This window comes from Parageobacillus thermantarcticus (genome assembly GCF_900111865.1).
Taxonomy (GTDB): Bacteria; Bacillota; Bacilli; order Bacillales; family Anoxybacillaceae; genus Parageobacillus; species Parageobacillus thermantarcticus.
Window position 1 is genome coordinate 13,099 of sequence record NZ_FOJS01000018.1, and the last position, 15,436, is coordinate 28,534.

Sequence of the window (15,436 nt, forward strand, 5' to 3'; positions counted from 1 at the left end):
ATGGATTTTATTATTGGAAAAAATCCCGTCATCGAGGCGTTGAAATCGGAAAGACAAATTAACAAAATTTGGATAGCGGAAGGTGTGCAGCGTCACTCCGTTCAACCGATTATTCAGCTCGCTAAGCAAAACGGTGTGCTTGTGCAATATGTTCCGAAAAAAAAACTTGATCAAATGGTAGAAGGGACGCACCAAGGAGTTGTCGCTCAAGTTGCGGCATACCGTTATTATGAGGTCGATGATTTATTTGCGCGAGCGTCCGAAAAAAACGAACCGCCATTTTTTCTGATTCTTGATGAACTCGAAGACCCGCATAATTTAGGTTCGATTATGCGGACGGCTGATGCTGTAGGGGCGCACGGCATCATTATTCCGAAGCGGCGCTCTGTCGGCTTGACGGCAACGGTCGCAAAAGCTTCGACAGGGGCGATCGAATACATTCCTGTCGCGCGAGTGACGAATTTGGCGAGAACGATCGATGAATTAAAAGAGCGCGGTGTATGGATTGTCGGGACGGATGCCAAAGCGAAAGATGACTATCGCTCCCTTGACGGAACGATGCCGCTGGCTCTTGTAATTGGCAGTGAAGGAAAAGGAATCGGAAGGCTTATTTTAGAAAAATGCGATTTTCTCATTCGTTTGCCGATGCGAGGGCATGTTACGTCATTGAACGCTTCTGTCGCCGCTAGCCTTCTCATGTATGAGGTGTACCGCAAACGCTATCCGTTAGGGGAATAAATCAATGAATATTCTGATTGTCGATGGCTATAACATGATCGGTGCTTGGCCGGAGCTGCGCAAGCTAAAGGAGGAGGATGACCTTGCTGCGGCAAGGGATTTATTGATTTCCAAAATGGCCGAGTACCAAGGATTTACTGGTGACCGAGTCATTATCGTTTTCGATGCGCACCTCGTACAAGGGAATGAGAAAAAATACAAGGACCATCAAGTCGAAGTTATTTTTACAAAGGAAAATGAGACAGCGGATGAGCGGATTGAAAGATTGGCAAAAAGCTTAATTAATGTGCAAACAAAGGTGTATGTCGCTACTTCCGATTATACGGAGCAATGGACGATTTTTAGTCAAGGGGCGCTGCGCAAGTCGGCACGCGAACTTTTAGCGGAGATGGAATCGATCGAAAAAGCTATTTCAAAAAAATTGCAAGATATAAAAGAGCAAACCCCGATGTCCAAAGTTCCGTTGACAGACGAAGTAGCTAGAATTTTCGAAAAATGGCGAAGAGGGCAAAAATGAACGGTTGACGCTGTAAAAATTTGTACTGTATAATAAATTCTAGCGATTTATGCGGTCGGGGGGATCAGCGTGGGCGAATGCTTCAAAGAAAAGGCGCACAAAAGCTATAAGCATTTGGAAGATGAGCAGTTAGTGGAGCTTGTGCATCAAGGGGATGGGGACGCGCTTGATTTTTTGATCCATAAGTACCAAAACTTTGTACGTGCCAAAGCGCGCTCTTATTTTTTAGTCGGCGCGGATCGGGAAGATATCATCCAGGAAGGAATGATCGGTTTATATAAGGCGGTTCGCGATTTTAAAGGGGACAAGCTTTCTTCTTTTAAAGCGTTTGCAGAACTTTGCATTACGAGGCAGATGATCACCGCGATTAAAACGGCGACAAGACAAAAGCATATCCCGCTTAATTCCTACGTATCGTTAGACAAACCGATTTATGATGATGAATCGGATCGGACGTTGATGGATGTCATTTCTGGAACGAAAGCGATGGATCCAGAAGAGCTGATCGTCAATCGCGAAGAAGTCGATGATATTGAAGTGAAAATGACGGAGCTGCTCAGCGATTTAGAACGGAAGGTGCTTGCTTTATATTTGGATGGCCGCTCATATCAAGAGATTTCTGAAGAGTTAAACCGCCATGTCAAATCGATCGATAACGCCCTTCAGCGCGTAAAAAGGAAGCTGGAAAAATATTTAGAGTGTCGTGAAATTAGCCTTTAGGAAAGGGCTTTCTATTTTCTTGCTGTCATTGACATTGGGAATGTGTGTATGGTAAATTTTTATGGACATCTTGTAGAAATGGCGGGACATTCATGCGCAAAAAAATTATTTTAGCTTGCAGCAGATGCAATAGCCGAAATTACGTTACGATGAAAAACGTCAACCATTTTCAACAACGCTTTGAAACGAATAAATTTTGCAAAACTTGCAATGCGCACACGACCCACCGCGAAACGAAATAAAGCAACGTGGGCAGCTCGTACGTTTGTTGGAGGTTACTAATCATGCAGCGAATGATGAATTTTTTTAAAGAAGTAGCACGAGAAATGAAAAAGGTAAGCTGGCCAAGCCGAAAAGAACTCGTTAATTATACGGCGGTTGTATTGGCCACCGTTGCGTTTTTTACGGTATTTTTTGCAGTGGTTGACCTAGGTATTTCCAAATTAATTCGTCTTGTTTTTGAATAAGTGTTTCGCCCATATGATATAATGAAAAATAAATAGATAGAAACATATAGCCCGGCAACGGGTTTTTGTTTTGTTTAAAAAAGGACACCAAACCGGTTTAGGGAGGGAAAGGACGTTTAAGTCCCAATCAATGGAAAAAAATTGGTATGTTATTCATACGTATTCCGGCTATGAAAATAAAGTGAAAGCCAACTTGGAAAAACGCGTCGAGTCTATGGGGATGCAAGATAAAATTTTTCGCATCGTCGTTCCTGAAGAAACGGAGGCGGATACAAAAAGCGGTAAAAAGAAAGCGACAAAAAGAAAAGTATTTCCGGGGTATGTGTTAGTCGAGATGATTATGACAGATGATTCGTGGTATGTAGTGCGCAATACGCCAGGAGTAACGGGATTTGTCGGCTCAAGCGGAGCTGGTTCAAAACCGACGCCGCTTCTTAAAGAAGAAGTCGAAATGATTTTTAAGCGGATGGGCATGCCGCTTGCCGAGCTGGATGTAGATTATGAATTAAAAGAAACGGTAAGAGTGAAAGAAGGTCCTTTTGCCAATTTTACAGGTACAATTGAAGAGATCGATGTTGATAAAAGAAAAGTGAAAGTGCTTGTCAATATGTTTGGTCGCGAAACGCCGGTGGAATTTGAGTTTTCGCAAATTGAAAAAATATGATGGAAAATAACTTGCAATCGAAATAGAAAAGTGATAATATTTTAAAGTCAGTATGTCTCGTAAATCGAGACAAAATTGTTTGCTTAGGCAATGAACTTATACAAATTGTATAAGGGAGCGTTGTTATTTTAACACGCAGATCCTCTCGACCGAAACGAGAGATTACGGAAAAGGGCTATGCCAAGTTAGCCTTATGAGTGGGAGGGACGATCCCTAATACCACATCACGGACTTAAGGAGGTGTGTCTCGTGGCAAAAAAAGTTGTAAAAGTCGTGAAACTACAAATTCCTGCAGGAAAAGCGAATCCGGCACCGCCAGTTGGTCCAGCGTTAGGTCAAGCCGGTGTTAATATTATGGCGTTTTGCAAAGAGTTCAATGCTCGTACAGCTGACCAAGCAGGTTTAATTATTCCGGTTGAAATTACGGTGTATGAAGACCGTTCATTTACATTTATTACAAAAACTCCGCCAGCTGCAGTGTTATTGAAAAAAGCGGCCGGCATCGAATCTGGTTCCGGTGAACCAAACCGCAATAAAGTAGCGACAATCAAACGCGATAAAGTGCGCGAGATTGCCGAACTGAAAATGCCGGATTTAAACGCAGCGAGCATCGAAGCTGCGATGCGCATGGTTGAAGGTACGGCCCGCAGCATGGGCATCGTTATCGAAGACTAATGTGCATAAAGTTGGCTGAGGAGGTTGCGACTACAAGGAGAAATCCTTTTCGCAACCTTTATTCGTGGGAGGTTATTCCGCTAAAACCACAATGAGGAGGAATTATGTATGCCAAAAAGAGGAAAAAAATACTTGGAAGCATTGAAGCTTGTCGATCGCTCTAAAGCGTATCCAGTTGCAGAAGCGATTGAACTTGTAAAGAAAACAAACATTGCGAAATTTGATGCTACAGTGGAAGTTGCGTTTCGTTTGGGCGTTGATCCGAAAAAAGCGGACCAACAAATTCGCGGCGCGGTTGTATTGCCTCATGGTACAGGAAAAGTACAACGCGTATTAGTATTCGCAAAAGGGGAAAAAGTGAAAGAAGCGGAAGCTGCTGGCGCCGACTATGTTGGTGATACGGAATATATCAATAAAATCCAAGAAGGTTGGTTTGATTTTGACGTCGTTGTTGCCACTCCAGACATGATGGGTGAAGTAGGTAAATTAGGGCGTATTTTAGGTCCGAAAGGATTAATGCCAAACCCGAAAACAGGCACGGTTACATTTGACGTTGCGAAAGCTGTGCAAGAAATTAAAGCTGGTAAAGTGGAATATCGCGTTGATAAAGCTGGCAACGTTCATGTGCCGATTGGCAAAGTTTCGTTTGACAACGAAAAACTTGTAGAAAACTTCACTACGATTTACGAAGCGATTTTAAAAGCAAAACCGGCTGCCGCTAAAGGTACTTACGTGAAAAACGTAACCGTTACTTCGACGATGGGACCTGGTATCAAAGTAGACCCATCTACAGTTGCTGTGGCACAATAAAAATATTGACTTCTTTCATTCTGTTTAGTAAAATAGACTTCGTCTGAAAAATGAATATCATTTGTACCGTAGACAGTAGGTGCTCTTATGGAGCTTAATTTCCTACCGAGGTATTTTACTGATAGAAAAACGCGTTTAATAGCATAGGCGCGTTTTTATATGGTACCTCCATGTCTACGCGGCATGGAGGTTTTTTGTTGACGCGGTATAAGTGGTGTTTTCATTTTATCTTCTACAGGAGGTGTAAAAATGGGCAGTGCGATCGAACTCAAAAAGCAAATCGTAGCGGAAATTGCCGACAAATTCCGCGCAAGCAAATCGACGGTTATCGTAGACTATCGCGGCCTTAACGTAGCAGAGATCACGGAACTTCGCAAGCGGCTTCGCGAAGCGGGCGTTGAGTTCAAAGTGTATAAAAACACATTAACTCGCCGCGCTTTGGCGGAAGTCGGATTAGAAGGATTAAACGACGTATTCACTGGACCGAACGCGATTGCGTTTAGCAACGAAGACGTTGTAGCGCCTGCGAAAATTTTAAGCGAATTTGCCAAAGAACATGAAGCGCTTGAGATCAAAGCAGGTGTGATCGAAGGCAACATTGCGACGATTGAAGAAATTAAAGCTCTTGCGAAACTTCCTTCGCGCGAAGGTTTGCTTTCTATGTTGCTTAGCGTTCTGCAAGCTCCAATTCGCAACTTTGCGCTTGTTACTAAAGCGGTTGCGGACAAAAAAGAGGAGCAAAGCGCATAATTTTCTTTTCGCTCATGCGATAAAACCATAATGATATTAAGGAGGAACTGATGATGACTAAAGAACAAATCATTGAAGCGATTAAAAATATGACAGTATTAGAATTAAACGAATTAGTAAAAGCAATTGAAGAAGAGTTCGGCGTAACTGCTGCTGCTCCTGTAGTAGTTGCTGGTGGCGCTGCTGGTGGCGGCGATGCTGCTGCGGAAAAAACAGAATTCGATGTTATTCTTACTGACGGCGGCGCACAAAAAATTAAAGTTATCAAAGTTGTTCGTGAAATCACTGGCCTTGGCTTGAAAGAAGCAAAAGACTTAGTAGATAACACTCCAAAACCAATTAAAGAAGGCGTTTCTAAAGAAGAAGCGGAAGAAATTAAAGCAAAACTTGAAGAAGTTGGCGCTAGCGTCGAATTAAAATAATGTTATTTTTCTGCATGTATACAGAAAAAAGCTCGCTGGAAACGGCGGGCTTTTTTATTTATAAAAAAGTGGATATGATGAAAATAGAAAAGTAAAAGAAGGTGATGTCATTGAGCGAACATTATTACTCCCCAACTCCGTCATCGGAAAGCAATCCACATACGTGGACGTTTACGTTGCGAGGCAATGAACTGGCGTTTACGACAGATAGCGGCGTATTTTCGAAACGAGAAGTCGATTTTGGGACGCGCTTGCTTATTGAAACGTTTGAAGAACCGGACGTGGACGGCGATTTTTTAGATGTCGGGTGCGGATATGGTCCGATCGGGTTGGCTGTTGCGAAGTCATTTCCGGACCGCCATGTGGACATGATTGATATAAACAAGCGCGCGCTTGAGTTGGCGAATGAGAATAAGCGTGCTAACCATATTGCAAACGCGTCGATTTATGAAAGTGATTTATTTGAACGAGTGGGAGATAAAAAGTTTGCCGCGATTTTGACAAACCCGCCGATCCGCGCGGGGAAACGTGTCGTTTACGCCATTTTTGAGCAAAGCGCTGCCCATCTTTACCCTAACGGGGAATTGTGGATTGTGATTCAGAAAAAACAAGGGGCACCTTCCGCGCTAAAAAAATTACAAGAAATATTCTCATGCGTAGAAGTGGTGGCAAAGAAAAAAGGATATTATATCATAAAGTCAAAAAAATGTTGACAGCGTTTTAGGATTGTGATAGCATTATAAAATGCTAAATGTGTACATTTCTTTATCAAGAGATAGACGTATAATTTTATCTACAATGGAAAGAATGATAAAATCAATAGATAGGTAAAAATATGGTTTTCTATATAGAAACCATTTTCTTTTTTTCTCTATTATAGCCGAAAGCTTATCTTCCACTTTGACTAATGTTTGAATTTGAGGGGTGAATCACTTGACAGGCCGACTAGTTCAATATGGACGACACCGCCAACGGAGAAGTTACGCGCGTATTAGTGAAGTGCTGGAATTGCCAAATCTTATCGAGATTCAAACATCCTCTTATAAATGGTTTCTTGACGAAGGATTGCGGGAAATGTTCAGAGAAATTTCCCCGATTGAGGACTTTTCCGGCAATCTTTCTCTCGAGTTTATCGATTATAGTTTAGGGGAGCCGAAATACACCGTTGAAGAGGCAAAAGAACGCGATGTTACATATGCCGCGCCGCTTCGCGTCAAAGTGCGTTTAATTAACAAAGAAACTGGTGAAGTAAAAGAACAAGATGTCTTTATGGGCGATTTCCCGTTAATGACGGAAACGGGAACGTTTATCATTAACGGGGCGGAACGTGTTATTGTCTCCCAGCTTGTCCGCTCGCCGAGCGTTTATTATAGCGAAAAGGTCGATAAAAACGGGAAACGCGGTTTTTCGGCAACGGTCATTCCGAACCGCGGGGCATGGCTGGAGTACGAAACAGACGCAAAAGATGTTGTGTATGTTCGTATTGACCGCACTCGTAAACTACCAGTTACGGTTCTTCTGCGCGCTCTTGGCTTTGGTTCTGATCAAGAAATTATCGATTTAATTGGTGATAATGAATATCTTCGCAACACGCTCGAAAAAGATAATACAGATAGCACGGAGAAAGCGTTAATTGAAATTTACGAGCGTTTGCGTCCAGGCGAACCGCCGACGATTGAAAACGCAAAAAATTTGTTAATCTCCCGCTTTTTTGATCCAAAGCGTTATGATTTGGCAAGCGTCGGGCGTTATAAAATCAACAAAAAGCTCCATATTAAAAATCGTCTGTTTAACCAACGTCTTGCTGAAACATTGGTGGATCCAGAAACTGGTGAAATTATTGCCGAAAAAGGAACGATTGTTGATCGAAGAACGTTAAATCGCATTTTACCGTACCTTGAAAACGGTATTGGATTGCGAGTTTATAAACCTTTCGGTGGCGTAGTGGAAGAAGAATTTGCGTTACAGTCGATTAAAATTTACGCGCCTAATGATCCAGATGGAGAAAAAGTGATTAATGTCATTAGCAACGGCTATATTGCCGAAGACGTAAAACATATTACTCCTGCGGATATTATTGCTTCCATTAGCTATTTCTTTAACTTATTGCACGGGGTTGGCGATACGGATGATATCGACCATTTAGGCAATCGCCGCCTTCGTTCCGTCGGTGAATTGTTGCAAAACCAATTCCGGATCGGGTTGTCACGCATGGAGCGTGTCGTTCGCGAACGCATGTCGATTCAAGATACAAACACGATCACTCCGCAGCAGCTGATCAACATTCGTCCGGTCATTGCAGCGATCAAAGAGTTTTTTGGAAGTTCGCAGCTTTCGCAATTTATGGATCAGACGAACCCGCTTGCTGAGTTGACGCATAAACGCCGTCTTTCTGCGCTAGGACCGGGTGGTTTAACTCGTGAACGCGCTGGTTTTGAGGTGCGTGACGTTCACTATTCACACTATGGACGCATGTGTCCAATTGAAACGCCGGAAGGTCCAAACATTGGGTTGATCAACTCATTGTCTACTTATGCGAAAGTCAATAAATTCGGCTTTATCGAAACACCATATCGCCGCGTTGATCCGGAGACGGGAAGAGTTACCGATCAAATTGACTATTTAACCGCTGACGAAGAAGATAACTACGTCGTAGCGCAAGCGAACGTTCCGCTCGCCGAAGATGGAACGTTCTTAGAAGAAAATGTTGTTGCCCGTTTCCGTGGCGAAAACATTGTCGTCAAACGCGACCGCGTCGACTATATGGACGTATCGCCGAAGCAAGTCGTATCGGCAGCGACGGCCTGCATTCCATTTTTGGAAAACGATGACTCGAACCGCGCGCTTATGGGCGCGAACATGCAACGTCAAGCCGTTCCGCTGTTAGAACCGGAAGCGCCAATTGTCGGTACGGGAATGGAATATGTATCTGCAAAAGACTCCGGCGCCGCTGTTATTTGTAAACATCGCGGTATTGTCGAACGGGTAGAGGCGAAAGAAATTTGGGTTCGCCGCCTTGTTGAAGTGGATGGAAAAGAAGTAAAAGGCGAATTGGATAAATATCGTCTGTTGAAATTCGTCCGCTCCAACCAAGGAACTTGCTACAATCAACGTCCGATCGTGAAAAAGGGCGATATCGTGGAAAAAGGCGAGATTTTGGCGGACGGTCCATCCATGGATAAAGGCGAACTTGCTCTCGGCCGTAACGTGCTTGTCGCCTTTATGACATGGGATGGCTATAACTATGAAGACGCGATTATCATGAGCGAACGTCTCGTGAAAGAAGACGTCTATACGTCCATCCATATTGAGGAGTATGAAGCGGAATCGCGCGACACCAAACTTGGTCCGGAAGAAATTACGCGCGATATTCCGAACGTCGGTGAAGACGCGCTGAAAAATTTAGACGAGCGCGGAATTGTCCGCATTGGCGCCGAGGTAAAAGACGGCGACTTGCTTGTCGGAAAAGTAACACCAAAAGGAATGACAGAACTTACTGCGGAAGAACGGCTGTTGCATGCGATCTTCGGAGAGAAAGCCCGCGAAGTGCGCGATACGTCGCTTCGCGTTCCGCATGGCGGTGGCGGCATTGTCCTTGACGTGAAGGTCTTTAACCGCGAAGACGGAGATGAGCTTCCGCCAGGCGTCAACCAGCTTGTCCGTGTTTACATCGTACAAAAACGGAAAATTTCCGAAGGCGATAAAATGGCAGGGCGCCATGGAAACAAAGGGGTTATTTCGCGGATTTTGCCGGAAGAAGATATGCCGTTCTTGCCAGATGGCACGCCGATTGATATTATGTTGAACCCTTTAGGCGTTCCATCGCGGATGAATATCGGGCAAGTGTTCGAACTGCATCTTGGTATGGCGGCGAAAAAACTCGGTCTTCATATTGCGTCCCCGGTATTCGATGGAGCTACAGAAGAAGATGTGTGGAACATTTTAGAAGAAGCCGGAATGCCGCGTGACGCAAAAACGGTGCTATATGACGGCAGAACGGGAGAGCCGTTTGATAACCGCGTATCTGTCGGCATTATGTACATGATTAAGCTTGCGCACATGGTCGACGATAAGCTACACGCCCGTTCAACAGGGCCGTACTCGCTCGTTACGCAGCAACCGCTTGGCGGTAAAGTGCAATTTGGCGGACAACGCTTTGGCGAAATGGAAGTGTGGGCGCTTGAAGCTTATGGCGCTGCGTATACGTTGCAGGAGATACTTACGGTCAAGTCGGACGATGTCGTCGGTCGTGTCAAAACGTACGAAGCGATTGTGAAAGGGGAAAACATTCCAGAACCAGGTGTGCCGGAATCGTTTAAAGTGTTGATTAAAGAGTTACAAAGCTTAGGTATGGATGTCACCATTTTGACTAGCGATGAAAAAGAAATTAATATGGAAAACTTTGATGAAGAGGATGATGTTCATTCCGCGGATTCGATCGTCCCGGAAGTGAAGTCGGCAGAAAATGAAAAAGCCGGGAAAAAAGGTGTTGCGACAAAAGAATAAGCTGCTTGTAGTGATGGGGGATAGTTGATCCTCCATCACTTTCAAGATGTTTTAACGATGATAACGGACGGCTAATTTTGTTACAAAAGCAATCGAGGCAAAACCGAGTGATAAAGAGGGAGGTATACCCCTTGCTAGATGTAAATAAATTTGAATACATGAAAATCGGACTCGCTTCGCCGGAAAAAATTCGTTCTTGGTCATATGGTGAAGTAAAAAAACCGGAAACGATTAACTATCGTACGTTGAAACCGGAAAAAGACGGATTGTTTTGCGAGCGTATTTTCGGACCAACAAAAGACTGGGAATGTCATTGTGGAAAATATAAGCGCGTACGTTATAAAGGTGTTGTCTGTGATCGTTGCGGTGTCGAAGTGACTCGCTCAAAAGTCCGTCGCGAACGGATGGGACATATTGAACTAGCAGCTCCTGTTTCACATATTTGGTATTTTAAAGGGATTCCAAGCCGCATGGGACTTGTTTTGGATATGTCGCCGCGAGCGTTGGAAGAAGTCATTTATTTCGCTTCATATGTTGTGACTGACCCAGGCGATACACCGCTTGAGAAAAAACAACTGCTTTCCGAAAAAGAATATCGCGCGTATCGCGAAAAATACGGGCAATCATTCCAAGCTTCCATGGGTGCTGAAGCCATTAAAAAGCTTCTGCAAGATATTGATTTAGAAAAAGAAGTGGCAACGCTAAAAGAAGAATTAAAAACGGCGCAAGGGCAACGGCGTGCCCGCATTATTAAACGGTTGGAAGTGTTAGAAGCGTTCCGCAATTCGGGGAACGATCCTGCTTGGATGGTGCTTGACGTGCTGCCAGTCATCCCGCCTGAATTGCGGCCGATGGTGCAATTAGACGGTGGACGTTTTGCGACATCCGACCTCAACGACTTATATCGCCGCGTTATTAACCGAAATAATCGGTTAAAACGGCTGTTAGATCTCGGTGCGCCAAGCATTATTGTGCAAAACGAAAAACGGATGCTCCAAGAAGCGGTCGATGCGCTCATTGACAACGGTCGCCGCGGTCGTCCGGTAACGGGTCCTGGAAACCGTCCGTTAAAATCGCTGTCTCATATGTTAAAAGGAAAACAAGGACGTTTCCGGCAGAACTTGCTTGGTAAGCGTGTGGATTATTCAGGCCGGTCGGTTATTGTCGTCGGTCCGAACTTGAAAATGTATCAATGCGGTTTGCCGAAAGAAATGGCGCTTGAGCTCTTTAAACCATTTGTGATGAAAGAACTTGTTGAACGTGGCCTAGCTCACAACATTAAAAGCGCGAAACGAAAAATTGAACGCGTCCATCCGGAAGTGTGGGACGTATTAGAGGATGTCATTAAAGAACATCCTGTCTTGCTCAACCGCGCGCCAACTCTTCACCGATTGGGCATTCAAGCGTTTGAGCCAACGCTTGTCGAAGGTCGCGCCATTCGTTTGCATCCGCTTGTATGTACGGCATATAACGCTGACTTTGACGGAGACCAAATGGCGGTGCACGTTCCGCTTTCGGCGGAAGCTCAGGCGGAAGCGCGCTTGCTCATGCTTGCAGCACAAAACATTTTGAACCCGAAAGACGGAAAACCGGTTGTTACTCCTTCGCAAGACATGGTTTTAGGTAACTACTATTTAACGATGGAACGCGAAGGTGCGATCGGTGAAGGAATGGTATTTAAAGATACGGATGAAGCGTTGCTCGCGTACCATAACGGTTATGTCCATTTGCATTCGCGGATTGCTGTTCATGCTGGCTCATTGAAAAATGAAACGTTTACAGAAGAGCAGAATAATAAACTGCTTCTTACAACAGTTGGAAAACTTATTTTCAATGAAATTTTGCCAAACTCGTTCCCGTATATTAACGAACCGACAACGGAAAATATCGAAGGGCGGACACCAGATAAATATTTCCTTGATAAAGGCGCGAATGTCAAAGAAGAAATTCGCAAGCGCGAACTCGTTCCGCCATTTAAGAAAAAAGTGCTTGGACAAATTATCGCTGAAGTATTTAAGCGGTTCAAAATTACGGAAACGTCGAAGATGCTTGACCGCATGAAAGATTTAGGATTCCAATATTCGACGAAAGCCGGCATTACGATTGGCGTCGCCGACATTGTCGTGCTTCCGGAAAAACAAGAAATTCTTGAAGAAGCGCAAGCGAAAGTCGACACAGTTTTAAAACAATTCCGCCGCGGTTTAATTACCGACGAAGAGCGCTATGAACGGGTTATCTCGATTTGGAGCGCGGCGAAAGACAAAATTCAAGACAGATTGATGAAATCGTTGGATAAACGCAACCCAATCTTTATGATGAGCGATTCTGGAGCCCGCGGTAACGCCTCGAACTTTACGCAGCTTGCCGGAATGCGCGGTCTTATGGCGAACCCGGCAGGACGCATCATCGAATTGCCAATCAAATCCTCGTTCCGTGAAGGATTAACTGTATTGGAGTACTTTATTTCGACACACGGGGCGCGCAAAGGGCTTGCCGATACTGCGTTGAAAACAGCGGACTCTGGTTATCTCACAAGACGTCTTGTTGATGTCGCACAAGATGTGATTGTTCGCGAAGAAGATTGCGGCACAGACCGCGGTATTCTTGCAAGAGAGTTGACGGACGGTACGGAAGTCATCGTTAAACTAGAAGAACGTCTTGTCGGCCGTTACGCGCAAAAAACAGTGAGACACCCAGAAACAGGTGAAATACTCGTTCGCAAAGACGAGATGATCACAGAAGACATTGCCAATGCGATCATTAAAGCAGGCATTAAAGAAGTATGGATCCGCTCTGCCTTTACATGCAATACGCGACACGGCGTATGTAAAAAATGTTACGGTCGCAATTTGGCAACCGGTGCGGAAGTGGAAGTCGGCGAAGCAGTCGGCATTATTGCTGCGCAATCGATCGGCGAGCCGGGTACGCAGCTAACGATGCGCACGTTCCACACAGGCGGTGTTGCCGGCGATGACATTACCCAAGGTTTGCCGCGCGTTCAAGAGCTGTTTGAAGCGCGCAATCCGAAAGGGCAGGCGGTGATTTCGGAAATTGACGGAATCGTCACTTCGATTAGCGAAACGCGCGATCACCAATACGAAATCGTCGTAAAAGGCGAAGTGGAAACACGTTCTTATATCGCCCCTTACAACGCAAGATTAAAAGTAGAAGAAGGGCAGCAAGTCGAGCGTGGTCAAGAACTGACAGAAGGGTCAGTTGACCCGAAACAATTATTAAAAGTAAGGGATATTACATCCGTTCAAGAATACTTATTGCGCGAAGTACAAAAAGTGTATAGAATGCAAGGGGTAGAAATTAGCGACAAACATATTGAAGTAATGGTTCGACAAATGCTTCGCAAAGTACGCATCATTGATGCGGGAGATACAGACGTCTTGCCTGGCACGTTATTAGATGTGCATCAGTTTACAGATGTGAACGAAAAAGCGCTTCTTGAAGGAAAACGCCCGGCGACGGCTCGTCCGGTATTGCTTGGTATTACAAAAGCATCGCTTGAGACAGATTCGTTCTTATCAGCTGCATCTTTCCAAGAAACGACGCGCGTTTTAACCGATGCGGCGATCAAAGGAAAACGGGATGAATTGCTTGGCTTAAAAGAAAACGTCATTATCGGTAAGCTTGTTCCTGCGGGAACTGGAATGGCTCGCTACCGCAAAGTAAAGCCAGTAATGAAAAAAGAAGAAAATGAGGACGCGGTTACTTCTAAGTAATCCGTTGTTACCAGCAAAGGGAATCCGTCCTTTGCTGGTAACAAATTGTTTTAAAAATAAGTTGACAACATTTCATGAAAATGATAGTCTAAAAAAGGTGTTCCGAAAACCTGGTACTTTGGAGGATATGTTACATGTCTTATGAAAAAGTATTACAGGCTGGAAAAATTGTTGTAGGAACAAAACAAACGATAAGAGCACTGAAGGAAGGAAAAGCGCTCGAAGTCATTGTCGCGGAAGATGCTGACTCTGCGATCATTGAAAAGGTGATGGAAGCGGCGAAAAGCGCAAACGTTCCAGTTACGAAAGTAGATTCGATGAAAAAGCTTGGAAAAGCATGCAAAATCCAAGTAGGAGCAGCTGCCGTAGCGATCATTCGTTAAAAGTGTTTTTGTAGTTTTTACTGCAAAAACTTTGTTTTGCATAAATAATGAACCGCCTGGATATGTGGGCTTGAGTTTGTATGTGAAAGGAGGAAATTTAACAATGCCTACAATCAACCAATTAGTTCGCAAAGGTCGCGAGAAAAAAGTGGTAAAATCTAAATCTCCTGCATTGAATAAAGGGTACAACAGCTTTAAAAAAGTACAAACAAACGTTCCTTCTCCACAAAAACGCGGTGTTTGTACACGTGTTGGTACGATGACACCGAAAAAGCCAAACTCTGCGCTTCGTAAATATGCGCGTGTTCGTTTGACGAACGGTATTGAAGTGACGGCTTATATTCCTGGTATCGGCCATAACTTGCAAGAACACAGCGTTGTGCTGATTCGCGGTGGACGTGTAAAAGACTTGCCAGGGGTACGCTATCACATTATTCGTGGTGCCCTAGATACAGCAGGGGTGGCGAACCGCATGCAAGGTCGTTCGAAATACGGCGCGAAAAAACCGAAAGAATCGAAAAAATAATTGAAATAGGATTTTTTACCGAAAGGAGGAAAAACTATGCCACGTAGAGGTCCAGTTCCAAAACGAGACGTACTACCAGATCCGATTTACAATTCCAAACTAGTAACTCGCCTTATCAATAAAATTATGATTGACGGCAAAAAAGGAAAAGCGCAAAAAATTCTTTATACGGCATTTGATATTATTCGCGAACGTACGGGTAAAGATCCAATGGAAGTGTTTGAACAAGCGTTGAAAAACGTGATGCCTGTTCTTGAAGTTCGCGCGCGCCGCGTTGGTGGTGCGAACTACCAAGTTCCTGTTGAGGTTCGCCCAGATCGTCGCGTGACATTAGGCCTTCGTTGGTTAGTGCAATATGCTCGTCTCCGCGGCGAAAAAACGATGGAAGAGCGTCTTGCAAATGAAATTATGGATGCTGCCAATAACACTGGAGCGGCTGTGAAAAAACGCGAAGATACACACAAAATGGCGGAAGCAAACAAAGCGTTTGCGCATTATCGCTGGTAATCATCGGATTTATATCAATA

16 protein-coding genes and 1 other annotated feature are annotated in these 15,436 nt (G+C 44.4%); all 16 genes read left to right on the plus strand.

Features of this window, described 5'->3' with window-relative positions:
- The 16 genes from rlmB (at position 1) to rpsG (ending at position 15,416) form a co-directional block, all read left to right on the plus strand.
- Positions 1–738, plus strand: a complete 738-nt coding sequence (rlmB, locus tag BM278_RS10050; RefSeq protein WP_090949432.1) for a 23S rRNA (guanosine(2251)-2'-O)-methyltransferase RlmB — start codon at positions 1–3, stop codon at positions 736–738.
- A 4-nt stretch (positions 739–742) separates the two neighbouring features.
- Positions 743–1,255, plus strand: coding sequence for an NYN domain-containing protein (locus tag BM278_RS10055; RefSeq protein WP_090949434.1), 513 nt, complete (start codon positions 743–745; stop codon positions 1,253–1,255).
- A 69-nt stretch (positions 1,256–1,324) separates the two neighbouring features.
- Positions 1,325–1,975 carry an RNA polymerase sporulation sigma factor SigH gene (sigH, locus tag BM278_RS10060; RefSeq protein ID WP_090949436.1) on the plus strand — a complete coding sequence of 217 codons (651 nt, stop codon included), beginning with the start codon at positions 1,325–1,327 and terminating at the stop codon, positions 1,973–1,975.
- A gap of 92 nt (positions 1,976–2,067) precedes the next feature.
- A complete protein-coding gene (gene rpmG, locus BM278_RS10065) occupies positions 2,068–2,217 on the plus strand; it encodes a 50S ribosomal protein L33 (RefSeq protein WP_090949438.1) in 150 nt (49 codons plus the stop codon).
- Between the two features lie 42 nt (positions 2,218–2,259).
- Complete coding sequence (gene secE / locus BM278_RS10070; protein WP_090949439.1) at positions 2,260–2,442, plus strand: preprotein translocase subunit SecE; 183 nt, start codon at positions 2,260–2,262, stop codon at positions 2,440–2,442.
- A gap of 130 nt (positions 2,443–2,572) precedes the next feature.
- Positions 2,573–3,106, plus strand: coding sequence for a transcription termination/antitermination protein NusG (gene nusG, locus BM278_RS10075; protein ID WP_090949441.1), 534 nt, complete (start codon positions 2,573–2,575; stop codon positions 3,104–3,106).
- 249 nt (positions 3,107–3,355) lie between these two features.
- Entirely contained in the window at positions 3,356–3,781 is a 426-nt protein-coding gene (rplK, locus tag BM278_RS10080; RefSeq protein WP_003247535.1) for a 50S ribosomal protein L11, read from the plus strand.
- Between the two features lie 108 nt (positions 3,782–3,889).
- Positions 3,890–4,591: a 50S ribosomal protein L1 gene (rplA, locus tag BM278_RS10085; protein ID WP_090949444.1), complete on the plus strand. Its 702-nt coding sequence runs from the start codon at positions 3,890–3,892 to the stop codon at positions 4,589–4,591.
- Positions 4,592–4,639: 48 nt separating this feature from the next.
- Positions 4,640–4,796, plus strand: a sequence feature (ribosomal protein L10 leader region).
- Positions 4,797–4,840: 44 nt separating this feature from the next.
- Positions 4,841–5,341: a 50S ribosomal protein L10 gene (gene rplJ / locus BM278_RS10090; RefSeq protein ID WP_090949445.1), complete on the plus strand. Its 501-nt coding sequence runs from the start codon at positions 4,841–4,843 to the stop codon at positions 5,339–5,341.
- A 53-nt stretch (positions 5,342–5,394) separates the two neighbouring features.
- Positions 5,395–5,763: a 50S ribosomal protein L7/L12 gene (rplL, locus tag BM278_RS10095; RefSeq protein WP_090949447.1), complete on the plus strand. Its 369-nt coding sequence runs from the start codon at positions 5,395–5,397 to the stop codon at positions 5,761–5,763.
- 110 nt (positions 5,764–5,873) lie between these two features.
- Entirely contained in the window at positions 5,874–6,476 is a 603-nt protein-coding gene (locus BM278_RS10100) for a class I SAM-dependent methyltransferase (RefSeq protein ID WP_090949448.1), read from the plus strand.
- A 220-nt stretch (positions 6,477–6,696) separates the two neighbouring features.
- Complete coding sequence (gene rpoB, locus BM278_RS10105) at positions 6,697–10,269, plus strand: DNA-directed RNA polymerase subunit beta (protein WP_090949450.1); 3,573 nt, start codon at positions 6,697–6,699, stop codon at positions 10,267–10,269.
- 131 nt (positions 10,270–10,400) lie between these two features.
- Positions 10,401–14,000 (plus strand): DNA-directed RNA polymerase subunit beta', encoded by a 3,600-nt coding sequence (rpoC, locus tag BM278_RS10110; RefSeq protein ID WP_090949452.1) that lies wholly within the window; start codon positions 10,401–10,403, stop codon positions 13,998–14,000.
- 134 nt (positions 14,001–14,134) lie between these two features.
- Complete coding sequence (locus BM278_RS10115) at positions 14,135–14,383, plus strand: 50S ribosomal protein L7ae-like protein (RefSeq protein ID WP_090949454.1); 249 nt, start codon at positions 14,135–14,137, stop codon at positions 14,381–14,383.
- 103 nt (positions 14,384–14,486) lie between these two features.
- Positions 14,487–14,909 carry a 30S ribosomal protein S12 gene (rpsL, locus tag BM278_RS10120; protein ID WP_003247551.1) on the plus strand — a complete coding sequence of 141 codons (423 nt, stop codon included), beginning with the start codon at positions 14,487–14,489 and terminating at the stop codon, positions 14,907–14,909.
- A gap of 36 nt (positions 14,910–14,945) precedes the next feature.
- Positions 14,946–15,416, plus strand: coding sequence for a 30S ribosomal protein S7 (gene rpsG / locus BM278_RS10125; RefSeq protein ID WP_003247553.1), 471 nt, complete (start codon positions 14,946–14,948; stop codon positions 15,414–15,416).
- The last annotated feature ends 20 nt before the right edge of the window (positions 15,417–15,436 follow it).

Bases quoted from the DNA above. Each gene is read 5' to 3' on its own strand.
- rlmB (WP_090949432.1), top strand. From the start codon at position 1: ATGGATTTTATTATTGGAAAAAATCCCGTCATCGAGGCGTTGAAATCG.
- BM278_RS10055 (WP_090949434.1), top strand. From the start codon at position 743: ATGAATATTCTGATTGTCGATGGCTATAACATGATCGGTGCTTGGCCG.
- rpmG (WP_090949438.1), top strand. From the start codon at position 2,068: ATGCGCAAAAAAATTATTTTAGCTTGCAGCAGATGCAATAGCCGAAAT.
- secE (WP_090949439.1), top strand. From the start codon at position 2,260: ATGCAGCGAATGATGAATTTTTTTAAAGAAGTAGCACGAGAAATGAAA.
- nusG (WP_090949441.1), top strand. From the start codon at position 2,573: ATGGAAAAAAATTGGTATGTTATTCATACGTATTCCGGCTATGAAAAT.
- rplA (WP_090949444.1), top strand. From the start codon at position 3,890: ATGCCAAAAAGAGGAAAAAAATACTTGGAAGCATTGAAGCTTGTCGAT.
- rplJ (WP_090949445.1), top strand. From the start codon at position 4,841: ATGGGCAGTGCGATCGAACTCAAAAAGCAAATCGTAGCGGAAATTGCC.
- rplL (WP_090949447.1), top strand. From the start codon at position 5,395: ATGACTAAAGAACAAATCATTGAAGCGATTAAAAATATGACAGTATTA.
- BM278_RS10115 (WP_090949454.1), top strand. From the start codon at position 14,135: ATGTCTTATGAAAAAGTATTACAGGCTGGAAAAATTGTTGTAGGAACA.
- rpsL (WP_003247551.1), top strand. From the start codon at position 14,487: ATGCCTACAATCAACCAATTAGTTCGCAAAGGTCGCGAGAAAAAAGTG.
- rpsG (WP_003247553.1), top strand. From the start codon at position 14,946: ATGCCACGTAGAGGTCCAGTTCCAAAACGAGACGTACTACCAGATCCG.